Annotated in this window: 19 protein-coding genes and 1 riboswitch; of the genes, 12 read left to right on the forward strand and 7 right to left on the reverse strand. The window is 50.6% G+C overall.

Annotation, left to right across the window (positions count from 1 at the left end; all coding sequences use genetic code 11):
* Positions 1 to 192 precede the first annotated feature (192 nt).
* Positions 193 to 1506 carry a DRTGG domain-containing protein gene (locus C8J48_RS03135; protein ID WP_107724914.1) on the forward strand — a complete coding sequence of 438 codons (1314 nt, stop codon included), beginning with the start codon at positions 193 to 195 and terminating at the stop codon, positions 1504 to 1506.
* A gap of 189 nt (positions 1507 to 1695) precedes the next feature.
* On the opposite strand, the gene C8J48_RS03140 is transcribed toward C8J48_RS03135, so the two are convergent.
* The 4 genes from C8J48_RS03140 to C8J48_RS03155 all read right to left on the reverse strand — a co-directional run bounded on the left by C8J48_RS03140 (position 1696) and on the right by C8J48_RS03155 (position 3203).
* Complete coding sequence (locus tag C8J48_RS03140; protein ID WP_107724915.1) at positions 1696 to 1983, reverse strand: YtpI family protein; 288 nt, start codon at positions 1981 to 1983, stop codon at positions 1696 to 1698.
* 76 nt (positions 1984 to 2059) lie between these two features.
* Entirely contained in the window at positions 2060 to 2293 is a 234-nt protein-coding gene (locus C8J48_RS03145) for a YtzJ family protein (protein ID WP_107724916.1), read from the reverse strand.
* Positions 2294 to 2347: 54 nt separating this feature from the next.
* Positions 2348 to 2875: a sporulation membrane protein YtrI gene (locus tag C8J48_RS03150; protein WP_107724917.1), complete on the reverse strand. Its 528-nt coding sequence runs from the start codon at positions 2873 to 2875 to the stop codon at positions 2348 to 2350.
* A 1-nt stretch (position 2876) separates the two neighbouring features.
* Positions 2877 to 3203, reverse strand: coding sequence for a YtrH family sporulation protein (locus C8J48_RS03155; protein ID WP_107724918.1), 327 nt, complete (start codon positions 3201 to 3203; stop codon positions 2877 to 2879).
* A gap of 272 nt (positions 3204 to 3475) precedes the next feature.
* On the opposite strand from C8J48_RS03155, the gene C8J48_RS03160 reads away from it, so the two are divergent.
* Both C8J48_RS03160 and C8J48_RS03165 read left to right on the forward strand, forming a co-directional pair.
* Complete coding sequence (locus tag C8J48_RS03160) at positions 3476 to 6949, forward strand: DNA polymerase III subunit alpha (RefSeq protein WP_107727557.1); 3474 nt, start codon at positions 3476 to 3478, stop codon at positions 6947 to 6949.
* A gap of 66 nt (positions 6950 to 7015) precedes the next feature.
* A complete protein-coding gene (locus C8J48_RS03165) occupies positions 7016 to 7561 on the forward strand; it encodes a phosphatidylglycerophosphatase A family protein (RefSeq protein WP_107724919.1) in 546 nt (181 codons plus the stop codon).
* Positions 7562 to 7631: 70 nt separating this feature from the next.
* Here C8J48_RS03165 and C8J48_RS03170 read toward each other — a convergent pair whose 3' ends face one another.
* On the reverse strand, positions 7632 to 8045 hold the full coding sequence (locus C8J48_RS03170) for a helix-turn-helix domain-containing protein (RefSeq protein ID WP_170105104.1): 414 nt from the start codon (positions 8043 to 8045) through the stop codon (positions 7632 to 7634).
* Positions 8046 to 8183: 138 nt separating this feature from the next.
* On the opposite strand from C8J48_RS03170, the gene C8J48_RS03175 reads away from it, so the two are divergent.
* From C8J48_RS03175 to cobA, 9 genes are all read left to right on the forward strand, one after another.
* Positions 8184 to 8441: a helix-turn-helix transcriptional regulator gene (locus tag C8J48_RS03175; protein ID WP_170105106.1), complete on the forward strand. Its 258-nt coding sequence runs from the start codon at positions 8184 to 8186 to the stop codon at positions 8439 to 8441.
* Positions 8442 to 8610: 169 nt separating this feature from the next.
* A riboswitch (SAM riboswitch) is annotated at positions 8611 to 8718 on the forward strand.
* Positions 8719 to 8795: 77 nt separating this feature from the next.
* Entirely contained in the window at positions 8796 to 8951 is a 156-nt protein-coding gene (locus C8J48_RS19175) for a YezD family protein (protein WP_425430467.1), read from the forward strand.
* A 92-nt stretch (positions 8952 to 9043) separates the two neighbouring features.
* On the forward strand, positions 9044 to 9757 hold the full coding sequence (locus C8J48_RS03185) for a phosphoadenylyl-sulfate reductase (RefSeq protein WP_107724922.1): 714 nt from the start codon (positions 9044 to 9046) through the stop codon (positions 9755 to 9757).
* Positions 9758 to 9772: 15 nt separating this feature from the next.
* On the forward strand, positions 9773 to 10849 hold the full coding sequence (locus C8J48_RS03190) for a sulfate permease (RefSeq protein WP_107724923.1): 1077 nt from the start codon (positions 9773 to 9775) through the stop codon (positions 10847 to 10849).
* A gap of 21 nt (positions 10850 to 10870) precedes the next feature.
* Positions 10871 to 12022: a sulfate adenylyltransferase gene (gene sat / locus C8J48_RS03195; protein ID WP_107724924.1), complete on the forward strand. Its 1152-nt coding sequence runs from the start codon at positions 10871 to 10873 to the stop codon at positions 12020 to 12022.
* 14 nt (positions 12023 to 12036) lie between these two features.
* Entirely contained in the window at positions 12037 to 12633 is a 597-nt protein-coding gene (gene cysC, locus C8J48_RS03200) for an adenylyl-sulfate kinase (protein WP_107724925.1), read from the forward strand.
* Positions 12634 to 12755: 122 nt separating this feature from the next.
* Positions 12756 to 14390: a nitrite/sulfite reductase gene (locus C8J48_RS03205; protein WP_107724926.1), complete on the forward strand. Its 1635-nt coding sequence runs from the start codon at positions 12756 to 12758 to the stop codon at positions 14388 to 14390.
* 20 nt (positions 14391 to 14410) lie between these two features.
* Positions 14411 to 14626 (forward strand): DUF3906 family protein, encoded by a 216-nt coding sequence (locus C8J48_RS03210; protein ID WP_107724927.1) that lies wholly within the window; start codon positions 14411 to 14413, stop codon positions 14624 to 14626.
* Positions 14627 to 14656: 30 nt separating this feature from the next.
* Positions 14657 to 15430 carry a uroporphyrinogen-III C-methyltransferase gene (gene cobA, locus C8J48_RS03215; RefSeq protein ID WP_107724928.1) on the forward strand — a complete coding sequence of 258 codons (774 nt, stop codon included), beginning with the start codon at positions 14657 to 14659 and terminating at the stop codon, positions 15428 to 15430.
* A 37-nt stretch (positions 15431 to 15467) separates the two neighbouring features.
* On the opposite strand, the gene C8J48_RS03220 is transcribed toward cobA, so the two are convergent.
* Together C8J48_RS03220 and C8J48_RS03225 are read right to left on the reverse strand one after the other, a co-directional pair.
* Positions 15468 to 16967, reverse strand: coding sequence for a PH domain-containing protein (locus C8J48_RS03220; protein WP_107724929.1), 1500 nt, complete (start codon positions 16965 to 16967; stop codon positions 15468 to 15470).
* Positions 16960 to 17439, reverse strand: coding sequence for a PH domain-containing protein (locus tag C8J48_RS03225; RefSeq protein ID WP_107724930.1), 480 nt, complete (start codon positions 17437 to 17439; stop codon positions 16960 to 16962). Before C8J48_RS03225 ends, C8J48_RS03220 begins: the two co-directional genes overlap by 8 nt.
* Positions 17440 to 17450 lie beyond the last annotated feature (11 nt).

A 17450-nucleotide genomic window follows, 5' to 3' on the forward strand; every position in this document is an offset into this window, starting at 1 on the left:
GAGTTTCCACTTTATCCGGCGAGTGACTCTAGCTACATATAGCGGGACTCGGGAGTGGACAATTCATCATCGCCGACCCACTTTGTTAGCATCCTTGGAAGGGAAACCTTCCTTTTTCTTTTGGGCTCTCGCTGATATCGTGTATAATGTGGAAGAAAACGGTTTAATTTTTGTGGAAAGAAGTGAGTCAAGGTGCCCACCAAACATGAGCGCATTCTTCAATATATAGAAGAATTGGATATCGGTCACAAAATCTCCGTACGCCAGATTGCAAGAGATATCGGTGTTAGTGAAGGTACCGCTTATCGAGCGATCAAGGATGCGCAAAACCAGGGATTGGTTTCGACAGTAGAGCGGGTGGGTACAGTCCGGATCGAAAAAAAACAGCGCTCGGAGATTGAGCGCCTCACCTATGCCGAAGTGGTCAATATCGTAGATGGGCATGTTCTCGGAGGATTAGCGGGGTTGCACAAAACATTGAACCGCTTTGTCATCGGGGCGATGAAACTAGAAGATATGATTAAGTATGTAGAGCCAAACAGTCTCTTAATTGTGGGAAATCGGGATCAGGCTCATCGCATCTCCTTAGAGCGAGGGGCGGCGGTCTTAATCACAGGAGGGTTTCATGCCACCGATGAAGTGAAAAATGTAGCCGATCGCATGGAGTTACCTGTTATCTCCTGTTCCTATGATACGTTTACGGTGGCTGCTATGATTAACCGCGCCATTTATGATCGTTTGATAAAAAAGGAGATTCTGTTGGTAGAGGATATGCTGTTACCGGATCATCATCCGATCTACCTCAAGCTGGCCGACCGGGTGTCCGATTTTCATGCTTCCGTTCGAGAGACTAGCCATAGCCGATATCCGGTTGTCGATGATTCCGGCAAATTGCATGGGATTGTAACGGCTAAAGATGTCGTCGGCCATGATTCCGATGTTTTGATCGAAAAAGTGATGACTCGTCATCCCATTACCGTCAATCCCAAAACGTCACTGGCCGCTGCTGCCCATGAGATGGTGTGGGAGAGCATTGAACTGTTGCCTGTTGTCAACCAGCATCATCACCTGTTGGGCGTGATTAGCCGCCAGGATGTGATCAAATCGTTGCAGTATATGCAGAAGCAGCCCCAGGTGGGGGAGACGATCAACGATTTGGTGTTCCGCGGTTTTGAAGAAGTACGGGACAAAAATGGAGAGCTCGCCTATAAAGGGGTCGTTACCCCACAAATGACAGATCCGTTGGGAAATCTGAGCACCGGGGTGTTGACCTCCCTTATGACAGAAGTAGCTTTCCGGCGATTACGACGGCAACATCGAGGCGATATGGTGGCGGATCATTTTAATCTGTATATGTTGAAACCGGTTCAGCTGGAGCGGGAAATTGTCGTCGTTCCCCGAGTGATCGATCTGGGGCGCAAGGTGGGAAAGGTGGAGGCGGAAGTCTTTCTCGGTGGGCAGATGGTGGCGAAAGGCTTGATAACGGCTCAGTTGATTGAGCGATAAACGCCAGGTTTCCCCATATACCTCCGCGTTCCTGAAGAACCGCCGAACCAAGGCGGGATTGATTCCAATCTAAGAAAAAACGAGAAGAATACGATCGAATATTTAAAAGCCTTGGTTTTCCCAAAACGGAAAGCCAGGGCTTTATTGAGTTGATACTGTGAAACACTACGATCTTTTATTTTGAAGAAATTAACCGTTTTTTTGGATGGATTGCCAAGTCCGTACCCCATGGATGAAATTGTAGAGTCCGATTGCCCCAATTAGAAGAAGGAGAAAGAGACTGATCCCCGATCCGTTCACGGAAATCCCCTGTAGAACAGCAATAGCGATAAACAAGACTCCCATGTTGATGTTCATCTGCGCTCGGTGCTTGGCTCGATCTACCCCTTCACTGCGACGGGATGCCATGCTGTTGGAAAACGTGCGGATCGCAGCAAATAGGATGACACCAATTAATATGATAAGAAGGTACTCCATTACGATCTCCTTCCAGCGACGACTTCAATTATGAAAGAGGCGCCTTTTTGCCGGTGGCAAAGAGGCGCAAGTCATTTTACCTGGGAGAATCAAAGGATTCCGGGGGGCACGTCGCATCTGGGAATTCTCCCGGGTTTTCCGGAATGAACCAGTACCCGATCGAAGTATGGTCCACATATACCGGAATACCGATTGCATCCAATTCCTTCTGAACCAACTGAGCGACTTCTTGTGTTTCCGCATAGGCGGAAAAACCGTTCTTCAGCTTTTCTACCTTTGCTTTTGCCAATTGTCTACGGCTGATAATCATCAGCTTCCCCCCCTTTCTTGCTCTTAGCATACACTAAAAAAGGGAAAAAAGCGATTAATCATCAGCCATGGACACATCTTTGTCGGAAACTTCACGGGCTTGAACCCACACTTTTAACTGTGTATCAAGGAAAGCCAAGTATTTGAGTTGAATCTCCAGCTTTGTTTTATTTTTTCCCTGGATGGATCGTTCTTTTAACATGGTATCCAACACATCTGGATTGTTGCTAACCCAGTGAATCGACTTCCCGACAAAAGGTTGCAAGATCTCCTCTACCTTTTCTTTTATCGCTTCTTGGCCGAACGCTTCTTCGCTCTCCACCTCTACCGCCACTTTTTCGATGCGATCGGAATCCTCATTTTGGCGGGCGTGTCGCTTTGCCTGTTTATCGATATCCTCCCGTAAGAGCAGGATTTCTTTGTTTTTCTGGTTATTGGCATAATAGAGCGCATCCCGTTCCAAATAGAGACTATCCAGCTTCTTTCCGTAAAAAAGAGTCATGATGACGGCACCTACTAAAATACCGAGGCTAAAAATAATCCACAATCGTAGGTGACGGACTCGCCTGGAGGGATGTTCCATCTTACCAATCCCCCTGGATCAGCCACCGGATCAGGATGGTTCCCACATGAGCACCAAAAAACGCGCTTACAATAAAGACCAACTGCTGCAATACTTGATGCAAATGACCGCCGAGGAGATGCACTTCAAACGATTTAATCGTATCGAAGGTACCGCCGAGAGCAGCGACTAAGGCCCATATTTTCAATTGCTCCGACAACTTCATCATTGCGTACATCGGCGGTTCATTGCCAAAAAACGCTCCAATCCCCCCTAGCAGGGTACCACCTAGCACTACGCCTAAAGCGATAAAGTAGTTGAGGATGGTGGTTGACCAAAATTCATTCATGGAGCCCCCGCCTTTCTCACTCATACTCCTTTTCTCATCTGTATGTAGACGGGCTGTCATTTAGCACGTTGTAGGGCAGACTTGTGTTGGTGAGTGCATGAAGCAAGGCGGAAATCCATTCGCGATCGCTCTACAATGATGGAAGAACAATCTTTGTAACAGGGGACTAGTTTTTTCTTCCGTTTCGATTTTTTTCCTTGCGGTATAATGAAGAGAACAACACCGAGCGGAAAGGGGGAATTGCCCGAGCTTCGATGGGAACGGGCTTGGTCATGACACAGACACCTTTTATTCATTTGCATGTGCATACGGAATACAGCCTGTTGGATGGAGCATCCCGTATTCAGGATCTGGTTGACCGGGCGAAGGCGAGTGGTTTTGACGCTTTGGCCATCACGGATCATGGTGCGATGTACGGTGTGATTCCGTTTTATCGCGCTTGCCGTAAAGCGGGAATCAAACCCATCATCGGATGTGAGGTGTATCTCACAGCGGGGAGCCGGGAGGAGCGCCCTTCCCGTAAGGAACAGCGAATCTATCACCTATTGCTGTTGGCGGAGACGAATCAAGGGTACCAAAACTTGATGAAGCTGGTTTCCCGCGCTCACTTGGAAGGATTTCATCATAAACCGCGTGTGGATAAAGAAATCTTGCGAGAGCATGCACAGGGCATTATCGCCACCAGCGCTTGCCTGGCAGGGGAAATTTCCCAGGCGATTTTGGAAGAAAACACAACCAAGGCTCGCCATTTGGCCCAGGAATATCGCGAAATCTTCGGTTCGGACCGCTTTTTTCTAGAATTGCAAGACCACGGACTGCCCGAACAGCAAAAGGTAAATCGACAGTTGATCCAACTGTCGCAAGAGCTAAAGATTCCGTTGGTAGCGACCAATGATCTTCACTATATCGATCAAGACGACTATGAGATGCATGATTGCCTTTTGTGTATTGGCACAAACCGGCGCTTGGAGGAAGAGGATCGGTTACGCTTTCCCAGCCAAGATTTTTATCTGAAGACAGCGGATGAAATGAAGCGCTTGTTTGCCCATGTACCGGAAGCGGTGGCCAATACCCGTCGGATCGCGGATCGGTGTCAGGTGGAGATTCCGCTGGGACAGCGTCTGCTGCCACGCTTTCCTGTTCCGGGAAACACTGATGCCGCCTCCTATTTGCGAGAGCGGTGCCTGGAAGGGGCCAAACAGCGATATAGAAACCTTTCGTCGGAAGTGATGCAACGACTGGATCACGAACTGGCGGTGATCGGTCAGATGGGGTTTGAGGATTATTTTTTGATTGTGTGGGACTTTATCCGGTTTGCACGACAACAGGGCATTGCGGTGGGACCGGGCAGGGGATCTGCCGCCGGCAGCTTAGTCGCTTATGTATTATTGATTACCGATGTGGACCCCATCCGCTATGGGCTGTTGTTTGAACGTTTTCTCAACCCCGAGCGGATCAATATGCCGGATATCGATATCGATTTTAATTATGAACGACGGGATGAAGTGATTGAATACGTTACCCGCAAATATGGAGACCAGCGCGTCGCCCAGATTATCACTTTTGGTACAATGGCGCCGCGGGCAGCTGTGCGTGATGTTGGTCGGGTAATGGGACTTCCCTATGGAGACGTGGATCAAACGGCCAAACGGATTCCGGCTGGGCCGGGAGTCACTCTGGAGCAAGTGTGGAAACCGGGATCAGATTTGGATCAGTGGATCCGTGAACATCCGCGAGTGGAACGGATGATGGAAACGGTGCGGAAAGTGGAGGGGTTTCCCCGCCACGCATCGACACACGCCGCCGGGGTGGTGATCGCCCCAGGGGATTTGACTGATCATGTGCCGCTGGAACAGGGGGCTGATGGGATCTCTCTCACCCAGTATCCGATGGATGCGTTAGAAGCGATCGGGTTGTTAAAGGCGGATTTCCTTGGGTTGCGCAATTTAACCGTGATTGAACGAACCTTGGACGATATACGCCAGCGGGAAGGCGTAAAGATCGATTTTCAGCAAATGGAGATGGATGATCTCGCTACTTACCACTTATTGTCCAAAGGGGAGACAGCGGGTGTCTTTCAGATGGAATCGGCGGGAATGCGTAAAGTGCTGCGGGAACTGCGACCCAACACTTTTGAGGATGTGATTGCGGTGTTGGCACTGTATCGTCCCGGTCCGATGGAACAGATCCCCCGTTTTATTCGCGCTAAACATGGACAGGAGTCGATCCAATATCCCCATCCCGATCTGGAACCGATTCTGCGGGATACTTACGGCATCATCGTCTACCAGGAACAGATCATGCAGATCGCAGCTCGCATGGCCGGTTTCTCGTTGGGACAAGCCGATTTGCTACGACGGGCGGTCTCCAAAAAACAGCGCGATCTCCTTGATAAACAGCGGGAGGCGTTTGTGAAAGGTAGTTTGGCTCAAGGTTATGATGAAGCGACAGGTCGGGCCGTGTATGATTTGATCGTTCGCTTCGCCAATTACGGCTTTAACCGCAGTCACTCCGCCGCTTATGCCGTTTTGGCTTACCAGACGGCGTATCTCAAAGCCAACTATCCCCTGTACTTTTTGGCTGCGTTGTTGACGACGGTGATGGGCAGCCACACTAAGATGGCGGAGTATATTGAAGACGGCCGCCGGTTGGGCATTACGGTTGATCTACCTGACATCAACAGCAGTGAACGGAGCTTCTCCGTCCAGGACGGTAAAATTCGCGTCGGTCTGGCAGCGGTTAAAAACGTAGGCACACACGCCATTTCATCGATTGTGGAGGAAAGGCGAAAACAGGGACCCTTTCGTGATCTCTTCGATTTTTGCCGTCGGGTCGATCTGCGCGTATGCAACCGGCGTGTGATTGAGTCCCTGATTCAATGCGGGGCAATGGATGGTCTGAAAGAGCATCGCGCCAAGCAGCTGGCGATGTTGGATGAGGCGATTGAAGCAGGAGGTGGCTTCCAACGGCGTCAATCCACCGATCAACTGCGTCTGTTTGCTGATGAGACGGAGCAAGTGGGAACACGCTTTAACTATGATCGAGTAAAACCGTTTCAAGTGCGGGAAAAATTAGAGATGGAGCGGGAACTGCTGGGGTTATATCTCTCCGGCCATCCCTTGGATGAATACAGCGAAGCGGTAAAAGGCCACGCCACCCATCCGTTGGGGAAGTTAAAGGAAGTGCGTGATGGTGAGCGGGTGGCGGTTTGTGGTGTGGTAGCGGATGTGAAGCCGATTACCACAAAAAAAGGGGATGCGATGGCGTTTGCGACGGTGGAAGACTACAGTTCACAAGCAGAAGTGGTGGTATTTCCACGGGTGTTTAGCCAATATCGTTCCCTGCTTCAAATTGACCGGCCGTTAAAAGTATCGGGCAAAGTCAATCAACACGAAGAAGGAGTTAAAATATTGGCGGATACCGTGGAAGATTTAGAGCGTTTCGCACGGGGGGAAGTCCAAGTTAAGACGCAATCCTCTCCACAACGGGCTCGTTCCTGGGCTGTCTATATCAAAGTGGACCCTGAACGGGAATCCACTGCTGTTTTAGACCAGTTAAAGCGTTTGTTGCAAAAATACAAAGGGACGACCCCGGTTCGCCTTTTCTATGAAAACAACCGACAGCTTTTAGAGCTTCCCGTGGAGAAATACGGGGTGCGTCCGTCGGAAGAATTGAAGCAGAAGGTAGAGGATATACTGGGGAACGCAACCTTTCGTATCAAAGAGACTGGCGGTCGCACCCGCTGATCACGCGACACATACGATAAAGCATTGCATGATACGTGAAGAATTCTGATTGAAGAAGGTGGGCTCATGTTTTACCGCCATGTGCTAGACTTGCTGCAAAAACGAGGGGTTTCACTGGATGAGATCGCCGATATCGTCTATACACTGCAACGACCGTATAATGATGAGTTAAAGAAAGCCCACTGCTTGGAAAGTGTAGAGCATGTCTTGCAAAAGCGAGAAGTACAGCATGCCATCATTACTGGTGTTGCCCTGGACACCTTGGCGGAAGGGAAACAGCTGCCTTCACCACTGCAGCGGATGATGGAAGTGGATGAACCCTTGTACGGCTTGGATGAGATTATGGCGTTAAGCGTTGTCAACATCTATGGAACCATCGGTTTAACCAGCTTTGGATATCTGGATAAAACCAAATTCGGCGTCATTAGCCGTCTCAATCACAAGGATGGCCACATCCACGTCTTTCTGGACGATTTGGTGGCCGGTGTCGCTGCAGCGGCATCGGCACGCATTGCCCATGAAAATCCGGATATGGAACGATATCGAGCGGATATTGCGCTGCATGAAGGGGAAAATAGCGAGAAGGGTGTTTCTGATCAATCGCATACATGAGAGTTGATAAAAAGGAAAACAAGCGATTCAACCACAGAGTTGGATTGCTTGTTTTGTGTGTGAATGGATATTAATCTTTTTTCCCATGAAGGTCTTCGCTGTTTTTCCGCGGCCGGGAAACCCGGTACAAGGTTTTTCTCTCCTGAATCCCCCACTCAACAACATTGCGAAAGGTGGATACATCTTTGCTAGTGAGGGGAACATGATCCCAATGTAATGTTTCTTGTTGCAAAAACTCACGCAAATTAGATTCAAAATGGCCTTCTTCCCTTGGATCGGAGGAAAAGAGCGTGCGACCGAGGAGAAAATCGGTGGTTACTCCATATAGATCGGCCAATTTTCGCAATGTCTCCAAGGAAGGTTCCCTGTCGTCCCGCTCATACATCCCGACGGCACTCTTACTAATTTCCAGGTGGTTGGCGACATCTTCCTGGCGCATGTTCCGGCGTATACGCAAGGTGCGCAGACGTTTTCCCAAAGACATGGTGAAGTGCCCCCTTTCATCTCTCATCCATTTTAACACATATCGTGTGAAGTAGACAGAATTTGTACCTCAAGTGTTTCAAATACACTTATTGTAATTTATAATAATTAGTAGCACTTCATGTGTTGGGTGGTGCGTATGAGGGATATAATGGCGAAAAAGTTGGTATGTTTACGTGGAGTAAGGCCCCGAACCGAAGTGGCAAGCAAATTACACATCAGCGTCAGTGCACTGCAGATGTATGAAAACGGCCGTCGTGTACCGCGGGATGATATTAAGCTGAAGTTGGCGCAATTTTATGGAGTCTCAGTTGAGTATTTGTTTTTTCAGCAGGAGGATGAGGAACATCAAACAGGAAAAATAGAGAATGAAGGTGACAAGAATTTTGAAGGTTAAGGTGGGAGAATGGTTGCGATTGCCCTGGTGGGATCGTTGGGTCTTATTATTGCGAAAGCGGGCGTCTAATCGGGATTTTCCACAACAAAAAAAGGGAGAATCAGGATCAACAATTAATCCGATAGAAAAACCTTGACTTCTTTGCGTGAACTCAATAATATGGAACTAAATCTTATCCAGAGGGGTGGAGGGATTCGGCCCGATGAAACCCGGCAACCTGCGATTTGAAGCAAGGTGCTAATTCCGACAAAATGGTTTCCATTTTGGAAGATAAGATGCGGGTCGATCTTGTATACCCCCCAGTCTCTCCAAAATGGACGAGGCTATTTTTTTCATTATTTTCACAGGGAGGGGATTGGGGTGGGAGAAAAAGATAGCGTCGATTTTAAAGTGGTTTCCAACCATATTGAAAAGATGTTGGAGACGATGAAGTATGGATCGATCACATTGGTTGTTCAGGACGGTAAGGTGATTCAGTTGGAGAAAAACGAAAAGGTTCGCATTCGCTGAAAAAACAAATCGCTGACCAGACAAACTGGAGGCGGTCGGTACCATCAATAGGGGCCGACCGTCTTTTTTGATGCTTGAAAGGAGGGAGAAGGATGGAATCCAGATTAACCTACGACAATTGGGATGAAGGTAAAAAGCCGTCGTTCTCCATTAATCAGGATGATCGGGGAGCGAAAGCGGTCCTTTCCTGGGCGGTGCAAACGTATGGAGACGATTTGGTATACGCTTGTAGCTTTGGAGCGGAGAGTGCCGTCCTGATCGAGTTAATCTCAGAAGTAAAGCCGGATGCCCGTTTGGTATTTTTGGATACCGGCCTACATTTTCCTGAGACATATGATCTGATCCAGCGGGTGGAGGAACGTTATCCTCGCTTGGTGGTAGAGCGGGTGAAACCGGATCTGACGGTGGAGGAACAAGCGAAGCAATACGGTGATGCGCTGTGGAAGCGAGAGGCGGATCAATGTTGTCGCATGCGCAAAGTGATTCCGCTGGAACGGGCGCTAAAGGGTGTGCCTGCTTGGATATCGGGATTGCGTCGTGAGCAGTCTCCCACCCGACGCTTTACGGCGTTTCTCAATCACGATAAACGTTTTCAATCGATCAAAGTATGTCCGTTGATCCACTGGACGTGGGATGAGGTCTGGGCCTTTATCCGCGAGCGGGATCTGCCTTACAATCCCCTTCATGATCAAGGATATCCCAGTATTGGCTGCGTGCCGTGCACAAAAGCGGTAAAAGACGGAGAAGATCTCCGTTCCGGACGGTGGACCGGCAAGGAGAAGACCGAGTGCGGATTGCACTCCTAAGGTGAGGAGACGTTCATGTCATTTGTAGTTGCGATTGCAGTCGCTTGTTTTTTCGCTATGAATATCGGTGCTAGCGGAGCTGCGGCGTCCATGGGGGTAGCCTATGGTTCTGGTGCTGTTTCACGGCGCCGGGTGGCTCTGTTGCTCTGTGGGGTGGGCGTGATTCTCGGTGCGACCATCGGCGGCGGCGAAGTGGTAAAAACAGTGGGGGAAGGGATTGTTCCTTCCAATCTGTTGTCGGTGGAAGTGGCTGTCATTATATTAGCTTCCGCTTGCCTCTCCCTGTTTATTGCCAATCTCATCGGAATTCCGCTGTCTACCAGTGAAGTGACGGTGGGGGCAGTCGTGGGTGTGGGTATTGCCTTTCAGGCATTGTATCTATCCAGTTTGACGGTGATTGTCGCTTTTTGGCTCCTAACGCCGGTGACCGCGTTTATCCTCGCCTTTGTCGCTGGAAAGGGAATCCAACGATTGGAGCGGGCTTACCCTGCACTGTTGGGAGCGAGCTGGAAACGATGGTTGACCTTGTTGGTGGTAGTTACCGGCTTCTTGGAGGCTTTCTCTGCCGGGATGAACAACGTTGCTAACGCCATCGGACCCTTGGTGGGGGCACAGCTCCTTTCCGTCGATCAAGGCATCTGGATCGGAGGATTGTTTGTCGCCTTAGGTGCGCTTCTCTTGGGAGGAAAAGTGTTAGAAACCAACGGTAAGCGCATTACCCGCTTTTCGTTGCTGGAGGGGAGCGCCATCTCAGGAACCGGCGCCGCTTTGGTGATTACCGCTTCCCTGTGGGGGATTCCCGTACCGCTTACCCAGGTAACCACTTCAGCCATTATCGGCATTGGAACGGCGCAAAAAGGACTTTCCCTGTGGCAAAAAGGGGTGATTGTTCAGATGGCGCAAGTGTGGGTGGTGTCGCCGGTCTTTTCGTTGGCGATTGCATATGGGTTGGTGCAAGCCTTGATCCATGGAGACGGTTGGTCTGTCGTGGCGGTCAGCAGCGTTTTTTTAGCCACAGTGGGTTCGGTTAGCCTGTTGCGCTCCGTCCGCCAGGATAAACAATCAGTTCATGAGCATGGTGGAGGAATTTGATAGAGAGAGGAAGGAAGTCGGATGAGTATCAGCGTGCCTCATGGTGGAGAGTTGATTAACCGTTTTAATCCGGATTATCCGGTGGAGGAACGGTGGAAAGAAGTTGAATTGGACGCGGTCGCCCTCAGCGACTTGGAGCTGATCGGGATCGGTGGTTATAGTCCGCTGACGGGATTTATGGGGGAGAAAGATTATCGCTCCGTGGTGGAAGGGATGCGTTTATCTTCGGGGTTACCCTGGAGTTTGCCGATCACATTGCCTGTTTCCCAGGAAAAAGCGGAGGAGTTGACCATCGGTGAAGCGGTAAAGCTGGTCCATGGCGGTGTGGTTTACGGTGTTTTGCAAGTTGAGGAGATTTATGTCCCCGATAAAGAGGTGGAAGCGGAAGCAGTTTATCGTACTGGGGACCGAGCCCATCCCGGTGTGGAGCGCTTGTGGAAACGGGGGGAGGGTTATGTGGGCGGACCGATTCAATTGCTGAATCGAACGCAACCTCGGTTTGCCGATTATCATCTTGATCCCGCTCAGACACGGGAAGCTTTCCAGAAACGGGGTTGGAAGACGATTGTTGGTTTTCAGACGCGGAACCCGGTTCATCGCGCCCATGAATATATCCAAAAGACAGCGCTGGAAACCGTCGATGGACTTTTTCTCAATCCGCTGGTGGGCGAAACCAAGGCGGATGATGTCCCCGCCGATGTACGCATGGAAAGCTACCATGTGCTGCTGGATGGATACTATCCCGCCGATCGCGTTTTTTTGGCGGTATTTCCGGCGGCGATGCGCTATGCCGGTCCACGGGAAGCGATTTTTCACGCCTTGGTACGTAAAAATTTCGGCTGCACCCACTTTATCGTCGGTCGTGACCATGCCGGTGTAGGCGATTATTACGGCACCTATGACGCTCAACATATCTTTTCCCACTTTGAGCCGGGAGAACTGGGGATTACACCGCTATTCTTTGAACACAGCTTTTATTGTGAACGGTGCGGCAATATGGCGACGGCGAAAACCTGCCCCTGCCCGCAAGAACATCATGTGTTCCTCTCCGGAACCAAAGTGAGGGAGATGCTGCGCAAAGGGGAGCGTCCACCGGCTACCTTTACCCGTCCGGAAGTGGCGGATGTTCTGATTCGCGGATTGAGTAAAAAAGAACCGGTCACTACGGGGTAACGGAGGAATTGACCATGAGTTCCAATATCACTTGGCACCAATTATCAGTCAACAAAGAAGAACGCCGTCGGCGAAACGGTCATGGCAGCGCCGTCCTCTGGTTTACCGGCTTATCAGGGTCTGGTAAATCGACGGTGGCCAATGCGGTGCAACGCCGACTGCTGGATCGAGAGGTACAGGCCTATGTCCTGGATGGCGACAATATCCGCCATGGACTTAATCAGGGGTTGGGATTTTCACCGGAAGATCGGCGGGAAAATATCCGTCGCATCGGTGAGGTGGCCAAATTATTTGTGGACAGTGGCCAGTTTGCTCTAACTGCTTTTATCTCCCCTTATCGCGAAGACCGGGAGCGGGTGCGGGCATTGCTGGATCCGGATGAATTTATCGAGATCTTTATCGATTGCCCTCTGGATACCTGTGAACAACGGGATCCCAAAGGGTTGTACGCCAAGGTGCGGCGCGGGGAGATCACGGGGTTTACCGGTGTGGATGCTCCGTATGAAGCACCGTTGGCACCGGCATTGACGATTCAGACCGATCGCTGTGAGGTGGAGGAAGCGGCGGAACGGGTGATCCGCTATCTGTGTGAGCAAGAACTTATCCGATGAAGTGAATCGTTTGATTTTATGGAAGGGATTGGTGACTGGTGGGGAGGTCTCCCCTCTTTGCAAACAGCAAGAGCACGCAGACTTAAAATCCCTTCCTCATAAGATGAAAGGAGTGGGCATCAATGGCTTATGTGAAACATTGGGCACAAGAAGAAAAGCTGAATGAGACGGAAAAACAGAAACTGGAGATGGATGGGCTGGAGATTTTAAAATTGATTCCCCGTTATGCAAAGGAGGGATTTGCATCCATTCCCAAGGAGCACTGGTCCTACTTTAAATGGGCGGGCCTTTATCTGCAAAAGCCGAAGGAAGATGGCTACTTTATGATGCGGGTGAACGTTCCCTCCGGGGTTCTCCGCCACGAGCAGGTAATTGCGCTGGCCAACATTGCCCGCGACTACGGCCGTGGTATTTTTGACATCACTACCCGACAGGCGGTGCAGTTCCACTGGCTGCAGATTGAGGACATCCCCGATATCTACGACCGCTTGGAACGGGTGGGTCTTTCGTCTGTAGGGGCATGTGGGGATATTACCCGTACGATCATGGGAAATCCCTTGGCGGGAATCGATCCTCATGAATTGTTGGATACACAATCAATCGTGCAGGATGTGTATCAATTTTTCCAAAGCAACGAGGATTTCTCCAACCTACCGCGCAAATATAAGATGTCGATCAGCAGTAATATTCATAACGCCGCTCACGCTGAAATCAACTGTGTTGCCTTTACCCCTGCCGTAAAGGAGATTGACGGCAAAGAGACAGTCGGCTTCCATTTGAAGGTTGGAGGTGGGCTCTCCTCCCGTCCTTATTTGGCTCAGCAATTGGATGTGTTTGTGTTGCCGGAGCGGGTGAAGGAAGTAGCCATCGCCGTTACCACCTTGTTTAGAGATTACGGCTATCGAGCGAAGCGCACCCGGGCCCGACTTAAGTTTCTGGTGGCGGACTGGGGCGTTGATACCTTCAAGGAAAAATTGGTGGAATTGACCGGTCCTCTTCCCTCTCGCGGTGAAGATAAGTTGGAGAATTGGAACGCCGGCTATTTCTATGGTGTCCATCCGCAAAAACAACCGGGCTTATCCTATGTGGGCCTCAATGTACCGGTAGGACGGCTACAGGCGGAGGAGGTGTTGGAGCTGGCTCGTATTTCCAAGGAATATGGGAATGGCGAGATTCGAACCTGTAACTCGCAAAACTTGATCATTCCCAATGTACCAGATGAAAAAGTGGAGACGATGTTGCAGGAAACGCTGTTTGATCGTATTCGGGTGGAACCGCCCCATTTTATCGGCTACTCCGTCTCCTGTACCGGGATTGAATATTGTAACTTGGCCTTGGTGGAGACCAAAGAGAGAATGCGTGTGATCGCAGAGTATCTGGATGAAGAGGTTTCCGTCGACGTTCCCGTCCGCCTTCATATGGTGGGTTGTCCCAACTCCTGTGGACAGCGGCAAATTGCCGATATCGGCTTACAGGGGATCAAGATGAAATCCCGCGAGCAAAAAGGGTTGGTGGATGCTTTTGAAATCTATGTCGGTGGTACGCTACAAGACGGCGGCCACTTCAATGAAAAGCTAAAGGGAAAGATTGAAGCGGGCTATCTGGCACCGGTACTGCGCGAATTCCTGCTTCATTTTAAAGAAGCGAAACAGCCGCAGGAGAACTTCCATCACTTTTATCACCGTGTGGGTAAAGACTCCTTGCAACAAGTATTGGACGGAATCCTGGCGGATGTATTACCCTCCGCAGCCTCATAAACGGGAAGGAGGAGGTCTGATTGTATCTGTACCGGTTTCAAGTTGATTTGGCAGATGGCGCAATCCCCGTCATTATCGCTGCTAGGGATGATGAGCATGCATTTCAATTGGTGGAAGATGAGTTGGAAAAACATTTTTTAAAAATGCCGACGGGCATCGATATCATTCTGCATGAGAAAAAACGTCTGGGGCAAGGGACAGGGTTTGTGTTAGAAGGAGAGGCTGTTTTTTCATAAAGAAGTTGTTCAACGGGAGGTGTATGGGGGATGGGAAGAGTTTATTTGGTGGGAGCGGGGCCGGGCGATCCGGAATTGCTAACCTTGAAAGGGTTACGGGCGATCCGAGAAGCGGATGTCATTCTGTATGATCGCCTGGTCCATCCGGATTTGTTGGATTATGCTCGTGCCGATGCAGACCGGATTTATTGCGGCAAGTTACCGGATCGCCATACGATGAAACAGGAGACGATTCAGCATCTGTTGGTCAAATATGCCACGGAGGGACGAATCGTCACCCGCCTAAAGGGGGGCGATCCCTTTGTATTCGGGCGGGGAGGAGAAGAGGCACAAGCATTGATGCAGCATGGGATTCCATTTGAAGTAGTGCCGGGAGTGACTGCTGGCTTGGCTGCACCCGCCTATGCCGGAATTCCCGTTACCCATCGCGAGTACGCCTCCAGCTTTGCCTTGGTGACAGGCCACCGGAAAAAGGGGCAGGAAGAAGAGCGATGGAAACACCTGGCCCATGGCGTCGATACCCTCGCCATCTATATGGGTGTCGGCAATTTACCTTATATTCAAAAGCAGCTTCTCACCCACGGTAAAGCCGCCGCTACCCCCGCTGCCATCATTGAGTGGGGAACGACTCAAAACCAGCGGACGGTAATCGGTACACTGGGAGAATTGGCGTCAATGGCTCAAAAGAATCGCATCTCCAATCCCGCCATGATCGTCATTGGCGAGGTGGTACGGCTACATGAGGAGATTGATTGGTATAAAACACTCCCCGCCGTCCCTGTGCTTTCAACGGCGGAAGTGTAAAAAAGGGACTTCGGTATAGCAGCCGAAGTCCCTCCGTTTATTGAAGCTCCTGGAAGGGGCTATCTTCATTAAGCTTCTCGTCCCTTTTTCGTTCCGGGTCCATCTGGTGGATCAGACGGATCACGTCTTTCTTTTCTAGCCAATGGCTGTCATAACGGTTGCCTGAAGCGAGGACGGTGCGGAAGGAAGCCAGGTTGACCCGGCGGCTCAGCGGGGTATAGCGAAGCGTTCGGCTTTGCATGGCCCGGCCAGGGAGCCAGGTTGTAACACGGTTGAGCCTGCGGCTACGAAACCCTACCACCCGCTCCTTTAGCATCCAACCGGCGTCGTGATAGCGCCAGTGATGATACAGAAAAACCAAGGGGAGCAAAAGCCACCCCCAACTGCCCCCATGGGGAAAGAACCAAGTTAATGCGGCAGCGAGTAATAGGGGAAGTGGTAGGAAATAAAGCACCATCCGCTTCCATACCCGTCGCGGTAGGGGTTGAATCGGGGCCTGTGCCGCCTCTGTAAATTCAGGTAAAAACCGCTCCAGGAATATTGCCGCCTGGGAGCGTTTTAACAGGGGGAAGGCGACCAACTTTTGATCCTCCTCAGTGCCGTATCCGGCGCTCTCAATGTGAAGGGTGGCATAGCCCAAGGGTTGTCGCGCAAGATTTTCCACCAGGTGAACAGCCTGAATACGGCGAAGGGGGATCAGGGTGCGGCGACGTTCCAACAATCCCTTTTGAATGATGAGGTGGCTGTGGTCACGGCTGATGGTAAAGCGATAATCTTGGACAAAAGTGCTGATGATGGAAATAAGCCAGGAGAACAGCAGGACGGTAAAGAGTAGCCAGCCGATCGATAAGATGCCGGTGGCCCAAAGGTAAGCGCCCCGGATCATGCCTTCGTCAATGCGAAAAACATCATCGGCAAAGGAAAGAATCGGTCCCAGCAATGCCAGCACAACCCCTAACCGGCCCGAGGTAAGTCCGGCGAGCAACAGTGAGCTGTGACTGAGACGCTGTGTATGCAGGAGTGGCTTTTCCCTGTCTGTTTCGCCGTTTAAATGCGCCGGAGTTTTTGACTCTGCTCCGCCTACAGCCTTTTGATGCATCAAGGCGTATTTGAGCTGATCGGCAGCAGAGCGAGTAACCGCCTCTAAAACGGCCTCCGGTTCTTCCTTGCCGCTGGCGGTTTCGATTCGTACTTGTACCACACCGAATAAACGGTGCCAGATCGTCTCCACATTATCGACAGACTGAATCCGTTTAAGCGGAATATAGATCTTTTTCTTTAACCAGGCTCCCCGCTCCATCCGAAACTCATCGTTTTCCACAAAATAAACTTGACGGTACCAGCTTAACACAGCCTGGGTGATAATAAAGAGAACGACGAGTCCAGTACCGACGGCGATCCAAATCAATGCTTGCCCGCCGCCGCGGTTAACGAGGTTGATACCGGCATAAACCAGCAGCGGAATAACCATATTCTTTAGGTTGGCGCTAATTGCAAACAGAACAGTGATCGGGTGGAGCCGTTGCGGACTATTCATCTTGGGCCACCCGCACTAAGCCGCCGATGCGGTTTCGCAATTGATCCGCCTCTTCCGTCTGTAAGGCGGGGATGGTAAAGGAGGCCCCGCCAGCGGTGTTGATCTCCAACTCCGACAACCCGCGTCGACGTAACAACGGCCCTTGTGTGGTGTTGACATGTTGGATGCGCACCATCGGAATATAAGTACGGCGGATAAAGAAAAAGCCGGATTGAATATGGATTTCCTTTTCGTTTACTTCATAGTGATAGTAGCGCCAACGTAACATCGGATAAACCCATACGGCTGGAATGATGTAGAGCAAGACCGCCCCCCACAAAGTTATTAAAATCCAACGGGGCCAATCGAAAGCAAAAATGAGGCCTGTTCCCCCTCCCGCAAGCGCTAGGATTAAAGCGGCGGTAATCAGTTGATGTGTTCGCCATACATGGATGGCGTCGCGGTGTATTCGGTTTTTAGGCGGTACGTTCATCGCCGGAATTT

It is taken from the genome of Desmospora activa DSM 45169 (genome assembly GCF_003046315.1).
Lineage (GTDB): Bacteria > Bacillota > Bacilli > Thermoactinomycetales > DSM-45169 > Desmospora > Desmospora activa.